General features: G+C 73.5%; 17 protein-coding genes. 9 read left to right on the top strand and 8 right to left on the bottom strand.

Features of this window, described 5'->3' with window-relative positions:
• Positions 1-11: 11 nt before the first annotated feature.
• Complete coding sequence (locus ABFX46_RS37925; RefSeq protein WP_346048829.1) at positions 12-650, top strand: TetR/AcrR family transcriptional regulator; 639 nt, start codon at positions 12-14, stop codon at positions 648-650.
• A 587-nt stretch (positions 651-1,237) separates the two neighbouring features.
• Here ABFX46_RS37925 and ABFX46_RS37930 read toward each other — a convergent pair.
• Complete coding sequence (locus ABFX46_RS37930) at positions 1,238-1,651, bottom strand: roadblock/LC7 domain-containing protein (RefSeq protein ID WP_428831357.1); 414 nt, start codon at positions 1,649-1,651, stop codon at positions 1,238-1,240.
• Between the two features lie 288 nt (positions 1,652-1,939).
• On the opposite strand from ABFX46_RS37930, the gene ABFX46_RS37935 reads away from it, so the two are divergent.
• The 5 genes from ABFX46_RS37935 (at position 1,940) to ABFX46_RS37955 (ending at position 6,978) form a co-directional block, all read left to right on the top strand.
• Positions 1,940-4,312 (top strand): sensor histidine kinase, encoded by a 2,373-nt coding sequence (locus ABFX46_RS37935; RefSeq protein ID WP_346048830.1) that lies wholly within the window; start codon positions 1,940-1,942, stop codon positions 4,310-4,312.
• Positions 4,309-4,725: a roadblock/LC7 domain-containing protein gene (locus ABFX46_RS37940; protein WP_346048831.1), complete on the top strand. Its 417-nt coding sequence runs from the start codon at positions 4,309-4,311 to the stop codon at positions 4,723-4,725. Before ABFX46_RS37935 ends, ABFX46_RS37940 begins: the two co-directional genes overlap by 4 nt.
• 14 nt (positions 4,726-4,739) lie before the next feature.
• Complete coding sequence (locus tag ABFX46_RS37945; protein WP_131936382.1) at positions 4,740-5,108, top strand: DUF742 domain-containing protein; 369 nt, start codon at positions 4,740-4,742, stop codon at positions 5,106-5,108.
• On the top strand, positions 5,089-5,700 hold the full coding sequence (locus tag ABFX46_RS37950; protein ID WP_346048832.1) for a GTP-binding protein: 612 nt from the start codon (positions 5,089-5,091) through the stop codon (positions 5,698-5,700). The genes ABFX46_RS37945 and ABFX46_RS37950 overlap by 20 nt, the downstream gene beginning before the upstream one ends.
• Before the next feature lie 66 nt (positions 5,701-5,766).
• Positions 5,767-6,978 carry a cytochrome P450 family protein gene (locus ABFX46_RS37955; RefSeq protein WP_346048833.1) on the top strand — a complete coding sequence of 404 codons (1,212 nt, stop codon included), beginning with the start codon at positions 5,767-5,769 and terminating at the stop codon, positions 6,976-6,978.
• A gap of 81 nt (positions 6,979-7,059) precedes the next feature.
• On the opposite strand, the gene ABFX46_RS37960 is transcribed toward ABFX46_RS37955, so the two are convergent.
• On the bottom strand, positions 7,060-8,046 hold the full coding sequence (locus ABFX46_RS37960; protein ID WP_346048834.1) for an alpha/beta hydrolase: 987 nt from the start codon (positions 8,044-8,046) through the stop codon (positions 7,060-7,062).
• 166 nt (positions 8,047-8,212) lie between these two features.
• Here ABFX46_RS37960 and ABFX46_RS37965 point away from each other — a divergent pair, with 166 nt between their 5' ends.
• Complete coding sequence (locus ABFX46_RS37965) at positions 8,213-9,202, top strand: ArsR/SmtB family transcription factor (protein WP_346048835.1); 990 nt, start codon at positions 8,213-8,215, stop codon at positions 9,200-9,202.
• 153 nt (positions 9,203-9,355) lie between these two features.
• Here ABFX46_RS37965 and ABFX46_RS37970 read toward each other — a convergent pair whose 3' ends face one another.
• From ABFX46_RS37970 to ABFX46_RS37995, 6 genes are all read right to left on the bottom strand, one after another.
• On the bottom strand, positions 9,356-10,204 hold the full coding sequence (locus ABFX46_RS37970) for an SMP-30/gluconolactonase/LRE family protein (protein ID WP_346048836.1): 849 nt from the start codon (positions 10,202-10,204) through the stop codon (positions 9,356-9,358).
• A gap of 96 nt (positions 10,205-10,300) precedes the next feature.
• The gene (locus ABFX46_RS37975; protein WP_346048837.1) at positions 10,301-11,038 is read right to left on the bottom strand and encodes a class I SAM-dependent methyltransferase; all 738 of its coding nucleotides are present in this window, start codon (positions 11,036-11,038) and stop codon (positions 10,301-10,303) included.
• A 5-nt stretch (positions 11,039-11,043) separates the two neighbouring features.
• On the bottom strand, positions 11,044-12,033 hold the full coding sequence (locus ABFX46_RS37980; RefSeq protein WP_346048838.1) for an ABC transporter substrate-binding protein: 990 nt from the start codon (positions 12,031-12,033) through the stop codon (positions 11,044-11,046).
• Between the two features lie 17 nt (positions 12,034-12,050).
• Positions 12,051-12,905, bottom strand: coding sequence for an ABC transporter ATP-binding protein (locus ABFX46_RS37985; protein ID WP_346048839.1), 855 nt, complete (start codon positions 12,903-12,905; stop codon positions 12,051-12,053).
• Positions 12,906-12,912: 7 nt separating this feature from the next.
• Positions 12,913-14,019, bottom strand: a complete 1,107-nt coding sequence (locus ABFX46_RS37990) for a FecCD family ABC transporter permease (RefSeq protein WP_346048840.1) — start codon at positions 14,017-14,019, stop codon at positions 12,913-12,915.
• A gap of 128 nt (positions 14,020-14,147) precedes the next feature.
• Complete coding sequence (locus ABFX46_RS37995; protein ID WP_346048841.1) at positions 14,148-16,946, bottom strand: ATP-binding protein; 2,799 nt, start codon at positions 16,944-16,946, stop codon at positions 14,148-14,150.
• 200 nt (positions 16,947-17,146) lie between these two features.
• Between ABFX46_RS37995 and ABFX46_RS38000 the strand changes: the two genes are divergently transcribed.
• Together ABFX46_RS38000 and ABFX46_RS38005 are read left to right on the top strand one after the other, a co-directional pair.
• The gene (locus tag ABFX46_RS38000) at positions 17,147-17,503 is read left to right on the top strand and encodes a VOC family protein (RefSeq protein WP_346048842.1); all 357 of its coding nucleotides are present in this window, start codon (positions 17,147-17,149) and stop codon (positions 17,501-17,503) included.
• A 53-nt stretch (positions 17,504-17,556) separates the two neighbouring features.
• Positions 17,557-18,174 (top strand): glyoxalase, encoded by a 618-nt coding sequence (locus ABFX46_RS38005; protein WP_346048843.1) that lies wholly within the window; start codon positions 17,557-17,559, stop codon positions 18,172-18,174.
• The last annotated feature ends 164 nt before the right edge of the window (positions 18,175-18,338 follow it).

The following is an 18,338-nucleotide window of genomic DNA, read 5'->3' on the forward strand; positions in this document are numbered from 1 at the left end:
AGGATACGCGGGTGGCAACGAACACGAGTGCGCGCCGGAGCCAGCGGGAACGCACCAGGGCGACCACGGGCGCCCTGGTCGCGGCGGCCCGCGAGCTGTTCGTCGAGGACGGCTTCTCCGCCACGTCCCTGGACGCGATCTGCGCCGGGGCCAAGGTGACGCGCGGCGCCTTCTACCACCACTTCAGCAACAAGGAGCACATCTTCCGCGAGGTCTACGCCGCCGACCAGAAGAGGCTCGCCGCGGTGGTCCGGCAGGCGTTCCAGGCCGAGCCGGACCCGTGGGACGGGATGTTCGAGGGCTGCCGCGCCCTGCTGGAGGCGTCGCTGGAACCCGCCGTCCGGCAGATCACCCTGGTGGAGGCGCCGGGCGCGCTCGGCTGGACCGCCATGCGCGACATCCAGGCGGGATGCAAGGACCAGATGCGGCGCGGGCTGGCCATCGCGGTCGAGGCCGGGTGCATCGCCGAACGGCCGCTCGACCCGGCCACCTCGCTGCTGTACGGCGGGATCTGCGAGAGCGCCCTGGACATCGCGCGCGCCGCGGACCGGCGCGCCGCGCTGGACGAGTCCCTGGCGGAGCTCCGCCTGGTCCTCGCCGGCGTCTCCGGGCATCCGGCCGGAGGCTGCGCCCACAAGGAGCCCGCCTGAAGCGGCTCGCAGAGAGTCCCGGTGCTTTCAACGGCCATGAAAGGCGAGGCCATGACGCCCGCCAAATCCCAGGTCACGGCGCTCTATTGGCGAATGGATTCCATCTCCTCAGCCCAGCTAAGTGGGCATGACATGGTCGATGAAAAGTCATCGAATAAGGCCCAGTTTGCCAACGTAATAGTTTTGCGATACAGGGCATGCAATCGATCGGACCGACTGTCAACTCAAAAGTCAGATCCCGTCGTGATCCGCACGGTGAAGCCGGGACTGAATCACGTGACACGACTTTCGAGTCGGAACCGATTCGCCGCCTCGCCTTACGCGTCGATGACCAGGTGAAATGCACTCTCGCGCCAGGGAAACGACTGGGCGGCCATCGGCCGTTGAACACCGGCGCCGGTGACGTCCCACCCGCCGATCATGTGAGCGGTTGCCACCGTCCCGTCAACACACCGTTGTCAGATGGACCGGAGTTCTTCGACCCCGGCAGGCGTTCTCGCGACGGCTCCCGCCCGTAGCCCCATTCGGCGCCCGCCTCCCGGTCGGCCGAGAGGGCGATGCCCGGCCCTTCCCCGGCCGGGCCCGGCTCAGGAGCCGGCGTGGTTGCGGGGGCGGGACGCGAGGTGCTCTCCGACCCGTCCGACCAGCAGGGTCATCTCGTAGCTGATCTGCGCCGGGTCGGCGCTCGCGTCGGTGAGGACGGTCAGCGACGCGCCCTCGCCCGCCGCGGTGACGAACAGGAACGCGTTGTGCATCTCGATGATCGTCTGATGCACCTCGCCCGCGCCGAACTGGCTGCGCGCACCCTGCGCGAGGCTCTGCACGCCGGCGGCGAGGGCGGACAGGTACTCGGCGTCCTCCCGGCCCAGGCCGGCGGACGCCCCCATGAGGAGTCCGTCCGCCGACTGCACCACCGCCTTGGTCACCTGGGGCACGCGTTCGACGAGCCCGTCGATCAGCCAGTCCAGCCGGTCGGTCGATTCGCCTCGCAGCGGCGTCACGTGGCTTCTCCTCTTCCGAGAGATAGGTGGGCGTTCGGGGTCGCCGAACGCCGCCACATGATTCCATCGGCGGCCCCGCAAGATCCATGGAATTCCAGACAAATGATCAAACAGTGGCTACGGTGTAGCCCGAGTTCGGCCGTCCGGTGCCCCCGCCAAGCCTGAGAGAGACACCATGAACGACCACGCCCGCCATATCCGCGTTGACCTCGGACTTTCCGTCCGGTGAGGACCCCACGCCGCCGGCGCTCGATCCGGTTCTCCCTTTTCGGCCTGATCATCATTCCGATGTTCTCCCTGATCACGCTGTGGGTCTTCGCGGCGCAGAGCACCGCGTCCAAGGCCATCAACCAGCGCAACCTCGACACCACGAACGAGATCTACGGCGGCGCCGCGCAGCCGATGCTGGTCACGCTGGCCCAGGAACGGCAGGAGTCGGTGACCTGGCTGAGCCGCAACGAGCGGCTGCCGCGCACGTCATTGGACGCCGTCCGCACGAAAATGGACGGCACGATCGTCCAAATGAACAAGGCTGTCAACGCCGACAAGTTCCAGGCCACGCTGACCGGCCCGATGAAGCAGCGGCTCTCGGCGCTGATGGGCAAGCTCAACCGGATCGGCGAGCTGCGCAGCCGGGTCGACTCGCGCGCGCTGACGAGGCTGGAGGCGTTCAACGCCTACAACGACGTCCTCGAAGCCCACTTCCAGTACGTGAACGTGCTGGTGGCGGGCGACGGCCTCCAGCAGTCCGCGCACACCGCCGCCATGTCGCGCGGCATCGAGCTGCGCGGACGCGAGATCGCGCTGGTGGGCGGCGTGCTCACCGACGGCGGCCGGATGACGGCCGGCGAGTACGCGGCGGTCAGCAGGCTGGTGTACGAGCGGCGGTTCCTGGAGAGCTCGAACCTCGCCGAACTCCACCCGGCCATCGCGGCCCCCTTCGAGCAGGCGCTGGCGTCCCCCGCCGAGCGGACCTTCACCGCGGTGGAGGACAACATCCTGGCGACCCGCCCCGGCGCGAGGCTGCGGATCAGCCCGGCCGACTGGAAGGCGGTCGCGGGCGCGTCCATCGGTGCGGTGGACGGCGCGCTCGGGAAGTCCCGCGCGGTGAACGCCGCCGAGGCCAAGGAGGCCTCCGACGACACGCTGCTGCGCCTCGTGCTCATCGGCGTCATCGGCCTGGTCGCGATCACCCTGACGGCGTTCCTGATGCTGCGGTTCAGCCGCCGCATCAGCCGCGACCTGCTCGGCCTCCAGGGCGCCGCGCGCACCATGGCCGAGGAGCGGCTGCCCGACGTGGTGCGCCGGCTGAGCAGCGGGCACGAGGTCGACGTGGCGGCGGAGGCGCCGCCGCTGGACGTCGGCCGGACGGCCGAGGTGTTCAACGTGTCGGCCGCGTTCTCGTCCGTGCAGCGCACCGCCGTCGAGGCCGCCGTCCGCCAGGCCGAGCTGCGCGCGGCGGTCAACCAGGTGTTCCAGAACCTCGCCCGGCGCAACCAGTCGCTGCTGCACCGGCAGCTCGCGATGCTGGACACGCTGGAGCGCAAGGCGTCCGACCCCGACTCCCTCGCCGACCTGTTCGCCATCGACCACCTCACCACGCGCATGCGGCGGCACGCCGAGGGCCTGATCATCCTGTCCGGCGCCGCGCCCGGCCGCGGCTGGCGGCACCCGGTCGGCATCCTGGACGTGCTGCGCGGCGCCATCGGCGAGATCGAGGACTACGCCCGCGTCGAGGTGGTCAGCACGGCCGAGGAGGGCATCGTCGGCTCGGCCGTCGCCGACGTGATCCACCTGCTGGCCGAGCTGATCGAGAACGCGGCCGTCCTGTCGCCGCCGAACACGCCGGTCGAGGTGGACGCCGGGCTGGTCGGCCAGGGCTTCGTCGTGGAGATCCAGGACCGCGGCCTCGGCATGAACCCGGACAAGCTCGCGGCCATCAACGAGCAGCTCCGCCGCGAACCGGAGTTCGACCTGACCCACGGCGACCAGCTCGGGCTGTTCGTCGTCGGGACGCTCGCGCACCGGCGCGGGATCAAGGTGGCGCTGGAGCCGAACGCCTACGGCGGCATCAAGACCGTCGTGCTGCTGCCGCACGCGCTCGTCGTCCCGGCGGACCGCGTCGGCCGCAGGAGCGACACCGGCACCGAGCAGGCGGACTCCCCCGCGGACGCCCCTGCGGACGCCCCCGAGCGGGACGCGCCGACGGCGGACTCCGGGCCTCTGAACATCATCGGCCACGACACCCAGGAGAACGCGATGGACTCCGTCGGACGGCACCGCGCCGGCGGCACCGAGCCGCCCGGCGGCCAGGACCCGCTCGGCATGCCCGAGCCCGAGCCCGCGCCGGGCGCTCCGCCCGAGCCGCGACCGGCGCGGGCCGCACAGCCGGGACAGTCGGCGGCGCCGCCGCAGGCAACGTCCACGGCCGCCGGCACCCACGCGGGGATGCCGCGCCGCGTGCGCCGCGCGAACCTGGCGCCGCAGCTGCGCGACGCCGCGCCGCCCGCCCGCGAGGAGAGGCGGCCGCCCGGACGGGGCGCGCGCTCGCCGGAGCGGGCCAGTTCGGTCATGGCCTCGATGCAGAGCGGATGGCGGCGCGGGCGGAGCGAACCGCCGCAGGCCCCGCCCGCAGGACGTGACGAGGAGGACGGACGATGACGGAACCGGTGATCGGCCCCGATGAGGTGCGCCGGCTGCTCGACGGGGTGGGCGGCGCCGCGGAGCTGGTGGGCGGCGCGGTCCTGCTGTCCCGGGACGGGCTGGTCGTGGCCTGCTCCTCCGGCCTCGGCCGGGAGGACTCCGAGCATCTGGCCGCGCTGGTCGCGGGCGTGCAGGGCCTCGCCCGCGGCGCGTGCCGCCGGTTCGACGGCGGCGAGCTGCTGCAGAGCGTCATCGAGATGGACTCGATGCTGGTGTTCATGGTCCCGGCGGGCGAGCACGCGTGCCTCGCCGTGCTGGCGGGCGCCGACGCCGACGCGGGCGCGGTCGTGTTCCGGATGTTCCAGCTCGCCGAGGAGCTGGCCGAGCGGCCGCCGTTCATCCCCCGGCTGTCGGGATCGGGCGCCAGGTGAGGCCGGGGTGACCGATGAGCGATGACCGGTGGCTCGACGGGGACGCGGGCCCCGTCGTCCGTCCCTACACGGTCACGCGGGGCCGGACCAGGCTCCGCGACGACGGCCTCGACCTGATCTCCGTGCTGGAGGCGACCGGCGTACCGGTCCCCCGGCGGGTGCGGCTCGACCCCGAGCACCGCAGGCTGCTGGCGATCTGCCGGCAGCCGATCACCTTCGCCGACCTGGCGTCCGAGATCGACCTGCCCGTCGGCGTCGTCCGGGTCCTGGTCGACGACCTGCGCGACGAGAACGCGCTCCGGGTGCTGAAACCGACTCCCACCGGCGACGTCCCGGACGAGCTCGTACTAAGGAAGCTGCTGCATGGACTACGCGCACTCTGACACCGCCGTCCGGAATCCGGGCGGCCCCGGCGGCGGCGGTCAGCTGACCGCCGCGAAGATCCTCATCGCGGGCGGGTTCGGGGTCGGCAAGACGACCATGGTGGGCTCGATCAGCGAGATCCGCCCGCTGCGCACCGAGGAGCTCCTCACCGACCGGAGCGTCGGCGTCGACGACACCACGGGCGTGGACGGCAAGGTCAGCACCACCGTGGCCATGGACTTCGGCCGGATCACGCTCCCGGACGACCTGGTGCTGTACCTGTTCGGGACGCCGGGCCAGCAGCGGTTCTGGTTCATGTGGGACGAGCTGGCGCTCGGCGCCGTCGGCGCGGTGGTGCTCGCCGACGTGCGCCGGCTCGCCGACTGCTTCGGCACCGTCGACTACTTCGAGGACCGCCGCACCCCGTTCATGGTCGCGGTGAACTGCTTCGACGGCGCCGAGCGCAAGGACCCCGAGGACGTGCGGATCGCCCTGGACCTGGACGACGACGTCCCGCTGGTGCTGTGCGACGTCCGCAGCCGGGACTCGGCCAAGCAGGTGCTGATCACCATGGTCGAGCACGTCCTCACCAAGACCACGTCCGGGCGCTGAACGACCGCGCCGCCGCGCCACCGCAATCCCGCAATCCCCCAACCCCCCGCACCCACAAGGGATCACATGACAATGGCCCTGCCCGCCTTCCCCGCCGCGGACGAGAAGCCGCTCGACACCTGCATCCGGCTGCGCGAGATCGCCCCCGTGGTCGAAGTGGAGTTCCCGGGAGGCGTCGCCGCCTACCTGGCGCTGACCCACGACGCCGTGAAGGAGGTCCTCGCCGGAGACAACAGGACGTTCCTGCGCGAGCCCGAGAACTGGCCCGCCCTGTACGACGGGACGATCCCCGAGGACTGGCCGCTGCGCGCCGTCGTCCAGGGCGGCCACCTGTCCACCAAGGACGGCGACGACCACCGGCGGCTGCGCGGCCTGGTCGGGAAGGCGTTCACCCCCGCGCGGATCCAGGCGATGGAGCCGCGCGTCCAGCAGATCGTGGACGACCTGCTCGACAACGTGGTCGCCGCGGGCGACGGCGTCGACCTGGTCCCCGCCTTCACCGAGGCGGTGCCGATGTCGGTGATCTGCGAACTCTTCGGGATCCCCGCCTCGGACCGGTCCCGGATGCGCACCTGGACCGCGACCCTGCTGGCGCACACGACACCGCCGGAGGAGGCCTTCGCGACGCAGAAGGCCCTCCAGGCGTACCTGCACGAACTGGTGGACCGGAAGCGGGAGACCCCCGGCGACGACCTCACCTCCGGCCTGGTGCAGGCGCACGACGAGGGCGACCGGCTCACCACCGAGGAACTGGTCGGCGTGCTGTGGCTGATGCTCGTCGCCGGCCACGAGACGACCGTCCACCTGCTCGGCCACGCCATCCTGGCGCTCGCCGAGCACCCCGACCAGCTCGCGCTGGCCAAGGCCGAGGACCGGTGGGACGACGTGGTCGAGGAGACCCTGCGCTACCGCCACTCGGTGATGATGACCAGCTGGCGCTTCACCGCGCAGGACGTGACGATCGCCGGGGTGGACGTGCCCAAGGGCCAGGCGGTCGGCGTCGTCTACCAGGTGGCCGGCATCGACCCGGCCGAGCACGGCGAGACCGCGGACCGGTTCGACATCACCCGCGAGCAGAACACGCGCCTCAGCTTCGGCCACGGCCCCCGCTACTGCATCGGCGCGTCGCTGGCCCGGCTGGAGGGACGGCTGGCGCTCGCCGCGCTGTACCGGCGGCTGCCCGGCCTCGCCCTCGCGATCGCCCCCGAGGACGTCCCCTACTCGCCGTCCTTCTTCACGATCGGCCCGCTCTCCATCCCGGTGACCCTCGGCCTCTGACGTCTCGCGCACGGTCTGACGCACCCCGAGCGGTCCGGCGGCCCCCGCCCGCCGGGCCGCTCGGCATGCGCGAGCGGCCGGTCACGCCTTGCGGAGCCGGGCGATGACGCCGTCGAGGTCGCGGCGGAACAAGCCCTCGCGCAGGACGTGGCCGCCGGGCTCCTCGTGCCATTCGTGCGGGATCCCGGCCTCGCCGAGGCGGGCGCGGAACTCCCGCTGCCCGGCGAGCACCTGGGTCTCCTGGACGTAGTCGGCCCAGTTCACCGGGTCGGGGCTGGTCCCGGCGACCAGGAAGATCCGCTTGTTGCGGTAGCTCGGGATGCGCTCCACGGGGTTGTCGGCGCTGACCCGGGCCTCGTCCCACAGCGGCACCCCGTAGACGGTCCCGCCGCCGAGTTCGATGGCCGCGGAGCTGAGGTTCGCCCAGTGCACGACGAGGCCCGCGTCGCGGCGCAGGCTCGCGGGGCCGGAGTGGGCGCTGACGGAGGCGAAGTGGCCGTAGTACTTCGCCGCGTACTTCAGCGTGCCGAAGCCTCCCATGGAGAACCCGGAGACCGCGCGTCCGTCGTACTCGGCGTAGGTGCGGAAGTTCGCGTCGACCCAGGGCAGGAGCTGGGCGATGTGGAACGTCTCCCAGTTGCGCGGGCCGACGTTGGACGAGACGGGGTTGCAGTACCAGCCGGCGTGCCCGCCGTCGGGCATGACGATGATGACGCGCATGCCGGCGCTGATGGCGCGGATGCCCCACCTGTCGAAGGTGATGAAGTCCTGGTCGGTGCCGCCGCCGTGGAACAGGTACAGGACGGGGTAGCGCCGGCCGCTGGAGTAGTCGTCGGGGAGCAGGACGTTGACCCCGGGATCCCATCCGATCGCGTCGGTGGCGAAGCGGTAGTACTTCATGCGCGGGTCGCTCTCGTTCCGGTCGACGATCCGCAGGCCGAACCCGTCGCCGGCGGCGCGCGCGGCGGTGGCCGATCCGATGAGGGCCGCGCCGCCGAGCGCGGCGGCGGCGGTCACGCCACCCGCGGACTTCAGCACCTGCCGGCGGGAGATGTTGGACTGGCTCACCCGAACCTCCAGGGGGATTCTCGCCGCACCGGCCGCGGTCTCGCGCGGGCGCGCGGGGGGCGGTCCGGCATGCGGCGGATCGTAGGCGCCCGGTCGGCGGAAGGCAGCGGAGGTGTTCGGGCCCAGTCGAATTCCCCTCGTGGCGGTCCCCGTTTAATCTCGGGCGATGGGCGGCGTTCTGCGCATCCACTTCAGCGACCGCGATTTCCGGCACGTGCGGCTCGCAAGGACCGCCGATCCGATCTGGGAGGCGTTCCTCGGGCTGCACGTCCTCACCACGTCACCGGCCGGGCTGCCCCGGCGGCTGCACCCCTGGCGGCGCCGGGCGGTGCGGCGGCTGCGAGAGGCCGACCTGCGCGCGGCGGCCCGGCTGCTCCGGGACCTCGCGCCCGCCGACGCCGCGTACTTCCCCGACTTCCTGACGCCCGCCGAGTCGGCGGACGGGATGGCGGCCGCGCTGCGGACGCTGCGCGGCACGCCCCGGGCGCGGCTGGCCCGCGAACTGCGCGAGGCGGCCCGGTACCGGACGCTCCCCGGCTGGACCCGCCGGCTCGCCTGCGATGACCGCGCCCTGCTCGACCAGGTCGCGGACGCCGTCCGGCACGTCCACACCCGGCTGATCGCGCCTGACTGGAGCGAGGTCGAGGCCACCGTCGCAACCGACCGGGAGCGGCGGCTGGACTCGCTGGAGGGCGGCACGGTGGCGATGCTGCAGACGCTCGCGCCGTTCGTGTGGCGGGACCCGGTGCTCACCGCGCCGTACCCGGTGGATGCCGAGCTGCGGCTGCGGGGACGCGGCGTCCGGCTGATCCCGTCCTTCTTCTGCCACACCGCGCCGATCGCCATCGCCGACCCCAGCCTGCCGCCGGTGGTGGTCTACCCGGTCCGCGCCGAGCCGTGGGAGCCCGGGGCCGCCGCCCGCCGCCCGGACGTGCTCGCCGCCCTGCTGGGCGGCGGCCGGGCCCGGGTGCTCCGCGCCCTGACCGTCACGTTCACGACGGGGTCCGTCGCCGTCCGCCTCGGCATGCCCGCGTCCACGGTGAGCGGCCACCTGAAGGTGCTCCGCAACGCGGGCCTGGTCCACAGCGAGCGGAACGGCGCCCACGTCGTGCACCGCCTGACCAGCCGGGGCCGGCATCTGCTGAGGCCGCCCTGATCATGATCACCCGGACGGCTGCCCTCCGGTGGGCTTCCGTCCGGGATCTCTCCGGACGACGTGCCCGCCTTCGGCATGGAAGAGCCAATGGGCGCTGTAGAGCCAATGGGCGCTGTATTGACGTTTCCTTGAGGTCCCGGGGGCGCCGACCGGTCATCCGGCGAACTCGCGGGCCGGCCTGCCCGCCACGCCCACCACTGCCCGGAACAGTGCGCCCGCCTGGGGATCCTCGCCCGGGGCGAGACCTTCGCGGGACGTGGTGATGAACAGTTCGTCCAGGTCCGGGCCGCCGAGGGTGCACGCGGTGACGCCCGCCACCGGCACCTCGACCACCTCGTCCAGGGCACCGGCGGGGGTGTAGCGGCGCACCTGCCCGCCCTGGTTCAGCGCGACCCACACGCCGCCCGCCGCGTCGACGGTGAGGCCGTCCGGGGCGCCGTCCTCGTCCGCGATCGACACGAACGGGCGGCGCCCGGTCAGTCCCGATGCCGCGTCGTAGTCGAACACGGCGACCTGCTGCGTGGCCGTGTCGTTGTAGTACGCGAGGCCGCCGTCCGGGCTCCAGTCCAGCCCGTTCGAGATGGTCACGCCGTCCAGCACCAGCGCCGTGGAGCCATCGGGGTCGATCCGGTAGAGGGAGGCCGCGCCCGGCGACTTGTCATAGGCCATGGAGCCGCAGTAGAAGCGGCCTTCCGGGTCGCAGGCGCCGTCGTTCATGCGGACGCCCCGGTCGGACCACACCTCCGGCAGGGACGTCAGCGTCCCGTCCGCGTCCTCCAGGGCGAAGCCCCGCTCGACGCCGATGACCGCTCCCCCGCCGCGCCGCGGGCGCAGCGCGGCGGCGACGTCTCCGACATGCCGCCGGCCGATCGTCCCGTCGGCGCCCAGCGACAGCACGTCGCCGGCGAGCATGTCGACCCAGCGCAACCCGCCCCAGCGCGGCGACCAGACGGGCCCTTCCCCGTGAAAGGCCACCGCGTCGGTGATCTGCTCGGCACGCACGAACCCTCCCCACCGGACCGGATCCGGCGGTACCCGGCCGCGAGCAGCGCAAACGGCACCGTGCCCGCCGGCGCGCGGGCGGCGCGGCGGGGCGGGTCAGGCCGCCGGGTTCCGGGCGGTGATCAGGTGCTGCAGGGTGCGGCGGTGGTCGGCGGCGACGCCGTGGACGCCGTCGAGGTCGTAGAGGCCGGTCAGTGCCGTGGCCTCGACGTCCGCGAAGCCGGCGGCGGTGATCCGGTCCTGCCAGGCGGTGATGGTCTCCGCCTCGGCGAGCACCAGCGCGCGGCGGGCCTCCTCGTCGTAGGCGCGGGCGCGGGGGTCGGTGTCGGAGTGCCGCATGCCGCCGGCGTGCCAGGGCGCGTCGACGATGGCCAGCCGGCCGCCGGGGCGGAGCAGGCGGCGCCAGTTGCCGAGTGCGGTGTCGACGTCGGGCAGCGTCCAGAGGAGGTAGCGGCTGACGAGCGCGTCGAAGGGGGCGCCCGGCACGTCGGGCCTGACCGCGTCGCCTTGGACGAAGGTGATGTCGAGTCCGCGGGCCCGTGCGTTCTCGCGCGCGTAGTCGAGCATGGCGGGCGCGATGTCGATGCCGGTCACGCGGTGGCCGAGGGCGGCGATGGTCAGTGCGGCGTGGCCGGTGCCGGTGCCGATGTCGAGGACGGTCTCGGTGCCGTCCGGCAGGGCGTCCCGCCAGATGCGGGTCCAGGCGGCGCTGTAGTCGGGGTGGGCCAGCCGCTGCTCCTGGAACTGCTGGTAGCTGGGAGCGTCCTGGTTCCAGTACCAGGTGATCCGTTCCTGGACCGTCGCGTTCGGAGGGACCGTCGGGTTCGCGGGCATGGCGTTCAATTCCCCTTGAAGTAGGCGGCGAGGCGCTCCAGTCCGTCCAGGACGAGAGGCGTGGGCGGTTCGGTGAAGTTGAAGAGCTGGACCGTGAGCGCGCCGTTCTTGACCGCGCGGAGGTCCGTGGCGCCGGGGATGTCGAGCAGGGCCCGCCTGATCTCCTCGTCGGTGCCGTCGGTGTGCAGCAGGACGATGATGTCGGGGTCGCGTCCGAGGAGCTCCTCCATGGAGACCTCGAAGACGCGCTTGTCGACGTCGGCGAACACGTTGCGCGCGCCGAGCGTCTGGAGTTGCGGCGTGGCCATGCTCTGGCCGCCGTAGGCCCCGACCGTCCCCTCGCCCCGGTAAGGCCAGAGGACCGCGACCTTGCGGCTCTGCCGGTCGGAGAGGCCGTCCTCGACGGTCCGGACGCGCTGCTGGAGTTCCCTGACGGCCTGCTCGGCCCTGTCCCGCCGGTCGAAGACCTTGCCGTAGAGCCGCATCTGCTCGTAGATCGTCTCGTAGCCCGGGTCCTTGATGCCCTGCGGGCAGAAACTGGGCTCGACGAGCACCGGGATGCCTGCGGCGGCGAGCGACTCCCGCGTGACGCCCTCCGGCAGGCCGAGCAGCAGGTCGGGGTCCTGGGCGATGATCGCCTCGGTGGAGATCTTCAGGTGCCCGTCGGAGCCGAGCCGGTCGGTGAGGGACGGGACCTTGTCCACCGCCTCCAGGGTCTCCTTCGAGTAGTACTCCGGCGGGAACTTCCCGGCCCGGGAGCCCAGCCTGTCCAGCACGCCGAGCGTGGACAGGTATTGCAGCGGAGCGCTGTTGACGATCATGGCGCGGGACGGGGTCTTCTCCAGCCTGACCTCCACACCGCAGTTCTGGACGGTGACGGGACCGCTCCCCGACGCGCTCCCCCGGCCGTCCGCCTCGGGACCGGTCGAGCCGCAGCCGGCGAGCGCGGCGGCCAGCAGGCCGGCCGCCAGGCAGGCGAAGCGTCGCTTCCTCATGCGGGTCACTGGGCGGGTCACTCCTTGCCGTGATCGGTGGGACGGCCCGCGGCGGCGAACGGCCCGCGGGCGTCCGCCGATGCCGGTGCGGGCTCGGGCTCGGGGTCGGGGTCGGGGTCGAGCGGGTGGAACAGGAACTGGATGCCGCGCGAGGTCTCGAGGCGTTCGACGCCGACGCCGTAGACGCCTTCGAGGAGTTCGGGCGTCAGGACGTCCGCGCACGGCCCGTGGGCGACGACGTTCCCCTGCTGGAGGACCAGGACGTCGTCGCAGTACCGGGCGGCCAGGTTGATGTCGTGGAGCACGATGACCGTGGTGATGCCGAGCCCGCGGATCATGGTGAGCAGCTCGTGCTGGAACCGGATGTCGAGGTGGTTGGTCGGCTCGTCGAGCACCAGGTGCGCGGGCTGCTGCGCCAGCGCGCGGGCGATCATCACGCGCTGCCTCTCGCCGCCGGACAGCCGGACGAACGTCCGGTCGGCGAGGTGCCGCGCGCCGACCCGGCGCAGCGCGGCGGCCGCGATCCGGTGGTCCTCGGCGCTGTTGCGCGAGAACGTCGACTGGTGCGGCGCCCGGCCGAGCATGACCATGTCGGCCACCGTCATCGGCAGGTCGCCGGACGATTCCTGCAGCACGACCGCGACCTCGCGGGCGAGCGCGCGGTGCGGGACGGAGCCGAGCGGCCGCCCGTCCAGCAGGACCTGCCCGCTGCGCGGGGTGACGATCCCGGTGAGCATCCGGACCAGCGTCGTCTTGCCGCTGCCGTTCGGGCCGAGCAGCCCGAGGATCCGCCCGGACTCGGCCCGGACGTCGACGTCGCGCACCACGGTCGTCGCGCCGTAGGCGTAGCCGAGCCCGCGTCCCTCGATCATGGATGCCTCACTCGCTGCCGGCGTGCAGCCGGCGGACCAGGATGAGCAGGAACGGCGCGCCGACCAGCGCGGTGATGATGCCGATCGGCAGCTCCTGCGGGCTCAGCACCATGCGGGCGCCGAGGTCGGCCCACAGCAGGAACGTCGCGCCCATCAGCGCGGCGACGGGGACGGCCCGGCGGTGCGTGGCCCCGACGACGCGCCGGGCCAGGTGCGGGATCACGAGCCCGACGAAGCCGATGCTGCCCGCCGCGGCCACCAGCACCCCCACGGCCAGGGACACCAGCACCAGCAGGACGAGCCGGAACCGCGTCGGCGAGATGCCGAGGGTGTGCGCGGTCTCGTCGCCGATCGCGAGCGCGTCCAGCCGCCGTCCCCACAGCGTGAGCAGCGCGGTCACCAGGGCGACGGCGGTGACGACCACGGCCAGCGGCACCGACCAGTGCGCGAGCGCCAGGGTGCCGAGCAGCCAGAACAGCACCGACCGCGACCCCTCGGCCGAGTCGGACGCGAAGATCAGGAAGCTGGTCAGGGCGTAGAGCGCGTACCCGACGGCCACCCCGGTCATCAGCAGCCGGGTCGAGGTGATCCGCCCCGCCGTCCGCGCGATCACGAACACCAGCAGCGAGGCGGCGAGCGCGCCGAGGAAGGCGGCGAGCTGCAGCGCGTGCTCGCCCCAGCCCGCCCCGAACCCGAACAGGATCGCGGCCGCCGCGCCCGTCGAGCCGCCGGAGTTGACGCCCAGCAGGTACGGGTCGGCGAGCATGTTGCGCACCATCGCCTGCAATGCCATGCCGGTGACGGCGAGCCCGGCGCCGACCGCCGCGCCGAGCAGCACGCGCGGCAGCCGGACCCGCCACACGATCGAGTCGTGCGCCGGCCGCCAGGTGGCCTCGGCCGGGCTGCCGGCCAGGTGGTGGCCGACGATGTCGAGGACGGTGAGCGGCGGCACCCGCACCGCGCCCAGCCCGATCGCCGCGACGACCGTGCCGCAGAAGACCGCCAGCAGCCCGAGCAGGAGCAGCAGGTACCGGCGCCGCCGGGAGGACGCCCCCAGATCGTCGCCGCCGGGTCCCGCGGGCGCGAGCGCCGTGGCGACCGCTGACGAACTCATGCATCCCCTCAGTAGTTGCAACTAATATGCAATAACTAAGATCATGCAGGAGCGTCCTGTCAAGCGGGACCGCCGTGTGACGAACCGCTCATCAGGGAGGACGACTCATCGGAGAGGACGGCTGCGGGTCACCCGGCGGGCGGGGGCGTGAAGCCGAGGGCGGCGAGTGCGGCCGCTCCGCGAGCGGCGTGCGCGCCGCCCGCCAGCACCGCGGTCCGGGCCGACTGGTAGCGGCAGCCGGCGGCGTCGAACGCCTCCGCCGTGGCGAGCAGCCGTGCGGAGTCGCCGTCGAGCAGGGCCTCGGCCCGCTCCACGATGGCGCCGGCGACCGGGTTGCCCGCGGTGAGCCTCCGGGCGCCGGCCAAGCGGTCGCGGGCCTCGGGACCGCCCGCGAGCACGGTGGCCTCGGCGCGCAGCGCCACGTACCAGTGGAGCCACACCCAGGTGACCCACTTCCACACCTCGCCCGGTTCGGGGGCCAGCCGCTCCAGCGCTTCCGGCACCCGCCCGGTGTGGAGCAGCAGCATCGCGTCGAAGACCGCGCCGTAGCCGTGGACCCGGTTCGGTGACGTGCCGAACCGCTCCAGGATCGCGTCCCACTCCTGCCGGGCGTCCGGGTCGCCGCGCAGGCCGTGGACCGTCGCGACGGCGGTCACGGCCGGATCCAGGTCCGGCCAGAGGGGGCTGCCGCTGCGCTGCCACGCGTCCAGGAACCGGACGGCGCCGGTGAGCACGCCGTCGCCGTCGCCCGCCAGCGCGTCCGCGACCAGCTGCCAGCTCGTCGCGCGGTGCCCCACCTCGGCCAGCGACGGGTGGGCGGCCAGCCGCCGCGCCCAGTCCCGGGCACCGGGCAGGTCCCCCACGCCGATGCCGGTCTGCGCCGCCTCGCCGAGCGCCTGGACGAGTTCGTGGGTGACGGCGGGCCCGGCCGGCGCGGACGACAGGAGGGTGACGCGGCGGCGGGCCGTGGCGGCGGTGGCGAACGCGTCACCGGCCCAGCTCCGCACGGCGGCGAGCGCGTCGAGCGCGGCGGACTCGGCGGGCGGGTCCCCGGTGCGGTGGGCGAGGTCGACCGCGTGCTCGGCGCGGGCGAGCGTCTCCGCGACGACGTCGTCTTGCGGGTCCTGGTCGGCGCCGAAGGCGGCGGCGGCCGACGCGGCCTCGGCCAGCGCGACCGCCGCGCGGGCGGCGGGGTCGTCGCCCGCGTGCTCCCGCGCCTCGGCGATCAGCGCGAGCGTCTCGTCCGGCGCCGGCGGCCGGACGAACGTGCCCGCGAACCGGTACGCGGTGCTCGCGGCGGTCGCCAGGCCGGCGGCCGCGCGGGCCGGGGCGCCGGACCGGCGGGCGGCGTCCGCGGCGGCCCGGTACAGGCGGTACATGTCGTCGCCGTGCATGCGGCACCCGGCGACGGCGGCGGCGTGCCGCAGCATCGCCGCGGCGGCGGCCGGGTCGCCGGCGAGCGCGGCGGCCTGCTCGTAGCGCTGCTGCGACTCGCCGAGCAGGTTGCGGGTGAAGGCGAGCTCGGCCAGCCGGCGCGCGAGGTCGTGCGCGTCCGCGCGGTGCTCCGGCTCGTTGGCCGCCCAGGCCAGGGCGGCGCGGAGGTCGTCGGCGACGGCGTCGAACCGGGACCGCCAGCCGGCGCCCGCACCGTCGAGGCCCGCCGCTCCTGCCTGGCACCAGCGCAGGTGCCGGGCGCGGGCGTCCGCCAGCTCACCGGCCTCGGCGAGCCGCTCGGTCCCGTACTGGCGGATCGTCTCCGGCGCCCGGTACTCGGTCGCGCCCGCGGACGCCCGCACGACCAGCAGGCTCTGCTCGGCGAGCCGGGCCAGCCCGTCGGCGGCGGCGACCCGCGCGGTCCCGGCCACCTCCGCCGCCGCGGCGGCGGTGAACGGCGCGACGAACACCGACACGCGCCGCAGCAGCTCCCGGTCGGCGGGCTCCAGCAGGGCGTGGCTCCAGTCCACCGCCGCCCGCACCGAGCGGTGCCGGTCGTCGGCGCGGGAGCCGCCGGTGAGCATCCGCAGCGGGTCGGACAGGGCGGCGGTGAGACCGTCCAGCCCGAGCGTGGGATACCGGGCGGCGGCCAGCTCGATCGACAGCGCCATGCCGTCCAGCCGCTCGCAGATCGAGCGGATGTGGTCGTGCAGCGGCGGGTCCAGCGGCCAGCCGATCGCCGTCGCCCGCTCCTTGAACAGCGCGACCGCGTCCGACTCGCCGCCGTCCGACAGCGACAGCGGCCCGACGGTGTACACCCGCTCGAACGGCACCATCAGCCGGGCCCGGCTCGTCGCCAGCACCGTCACCCGGGGGCACGCCGCGAGCAGCCGCTCCAGGAACAGCGCCACGCCGTCCCGCACCTGCTCGCAGTTGTCCAGGACGAGCAGGGCGTGCCGGTCGGCCAGCGCCGCGGCCACCGACTCGGTCATGCCGCGGCCGGGCTGCTCGCCGAGGCCGAGCGCGCCGGCGACCGCGTCCGCGACCATGCCCGGGTCGGTGACCGGCACGAGGTCGGCGAACCACACGCCGTCCGGGAACGCGGCGGCCGCGTCCGCCGCCACGGCCAGCGCGAGCCGGGTCTTGCCCACCCCGCCGGGCCCGGCCGCGGTCACCTGCCGGTGCCCGCCGATCATCTCGGCCAGCTCGGCGCGCTCGCGCGCCCGGCCGACGAACGAGGTCAGCGGAGCCGGCAGGACGGGCACCGGCTGCGCGGCGCCGGCGGCGACGGCGGTGCGGCGGCTCGCGGCGGCGCGCCCGGCGAGCGCCCGCCGGTCCGGGACGTCCAGTTTCCGCAGCAGCGCGGAGACGTGGCTCTCGGCGGTGCGGACCGAGATGAACAGCCGCGCCGCGATCTCGGCGTTGCTGAGATGGTCGCCGACCAGCTCCAGCACCTCGGCTTCGCGGGGCGAAATATCCACTGTGGCGGTCACTGCCCCATTCTGTCGCACCCCGTCCGTGCCGCCTCCGTGCCTGCTCCGTGCCTGCTCCGTGCCGCCTCCGTGCGGGGGATGCGTAGGGCCGGTCCGTAGGCGGTTCCGTATCCGCCACGGATGTGGCAGGGGTGGGCCCGGAGCGAGGCTATGAGCAGTTGAGCAACGGGCCGATGCGGCCCACGGATCCAGGAGTGACGATGAGCGACTCTTCCTTCCAGGGCATCAAGACGGTGCTGCACCCCGTGAGCGACCTGGCGAAGGCCAAGGCGGTGTACGCCGCCCTGCTCGGCGAGGCGCCGCAGACCGACTCGCCCTACTACGTCGGGTTCGAGGTCGGCGGCCAGCACATCGGGCTGGTCCCGAACGGCGGCCCGCAGGACATGACCTCGCCGGTGGCCTACTGGCACGTGCCGGACATCGAGGCGAAGCTCGCCGAGCTGACCGCCGCCGGCGCGACCGTCAAGGAGGCCGCGCACGACGTCGGCGGCGGGCGCCTGGTCGCCTCCGTCACCGACCTGGACGGCAACGTCCTCGGGCTGATCCAGGACCACTGAGCACGACCGCCGCCACGAGACGACGACGACCCACCTCACCAGAAAGAAGCATCATGACCTCCTTCGAGTCCCTCACCCTGGAAGTCTCCGACCCCGCGGCCGCGCAGGCGTTCTACGACACCGTCGGCCTCGCCCCCTACGTGGACGTCCGCGCCTCGGACGAGCCGGCCGACGGCTTCCGCGGCTTCGCGCTGTCGCTCGTCGCGTCGCAGCCCGGCAACGTCGACGCGCTGGTCCGGGCCGCCCTGGACGCCGGCGCCACGACGCTGAAGCCCGCCGCGAAGTCGTTCTGGGGCTACGGCGCCGTCGTCCAGGCCCCGGACGGGACGATCATCAAGATCGCCTGCTCCAAGAAGAAGGACTCCGCGCCCGCCACGCCGGAGTTCGACCAGGTCGCGCTGCTGCTGGGAGTCGCGGACGTCAAGGCGACCAAGCGGTTCTACGTCGATCGCGGCCTGGCCGTCGGCAGGAGCTTCGGCGGCAAGTACGTCGAGTTCGCCACCCCGTCGTCGGACGTCACGCTGGCGCTCTACCCGCGCCGCGCCCTCGCCAAGGACAGCGGCGTCCCAGAGGAGGGCACCGGTTCGCACCGGCTCGTCCTGGGCGGCGGCGGCGAGCCCTTCACCGACCCGGACGGCTTCGCCTGGCAGCCCGCCCCCGCCCGAGTCTGACCTGCCCCGCCCGAGTCTGACCTGCCGGCGCCCGCGGCTAGGGCCTGTTTCAAAGTTGATCAGAGCCACTCGTTGATGGCGGCGATGTGGACGGTGGCTTGGTAGCGGACGGCGAGTTTGTCGAACCTGGTGGCCAGGGCTCGGTGGCGTTTGAGCCGGTTGAT

The sequence above is a fragment of the Actinomadura chokoriensis genome, from assembly GCF_039529475.1.
GTDB lineage: Bacteria > Actinomycetota > Actinomycetes > Streptosporangiales > Streptosporangiaceae > Spirillospora > Spirillospora bangladeshensis.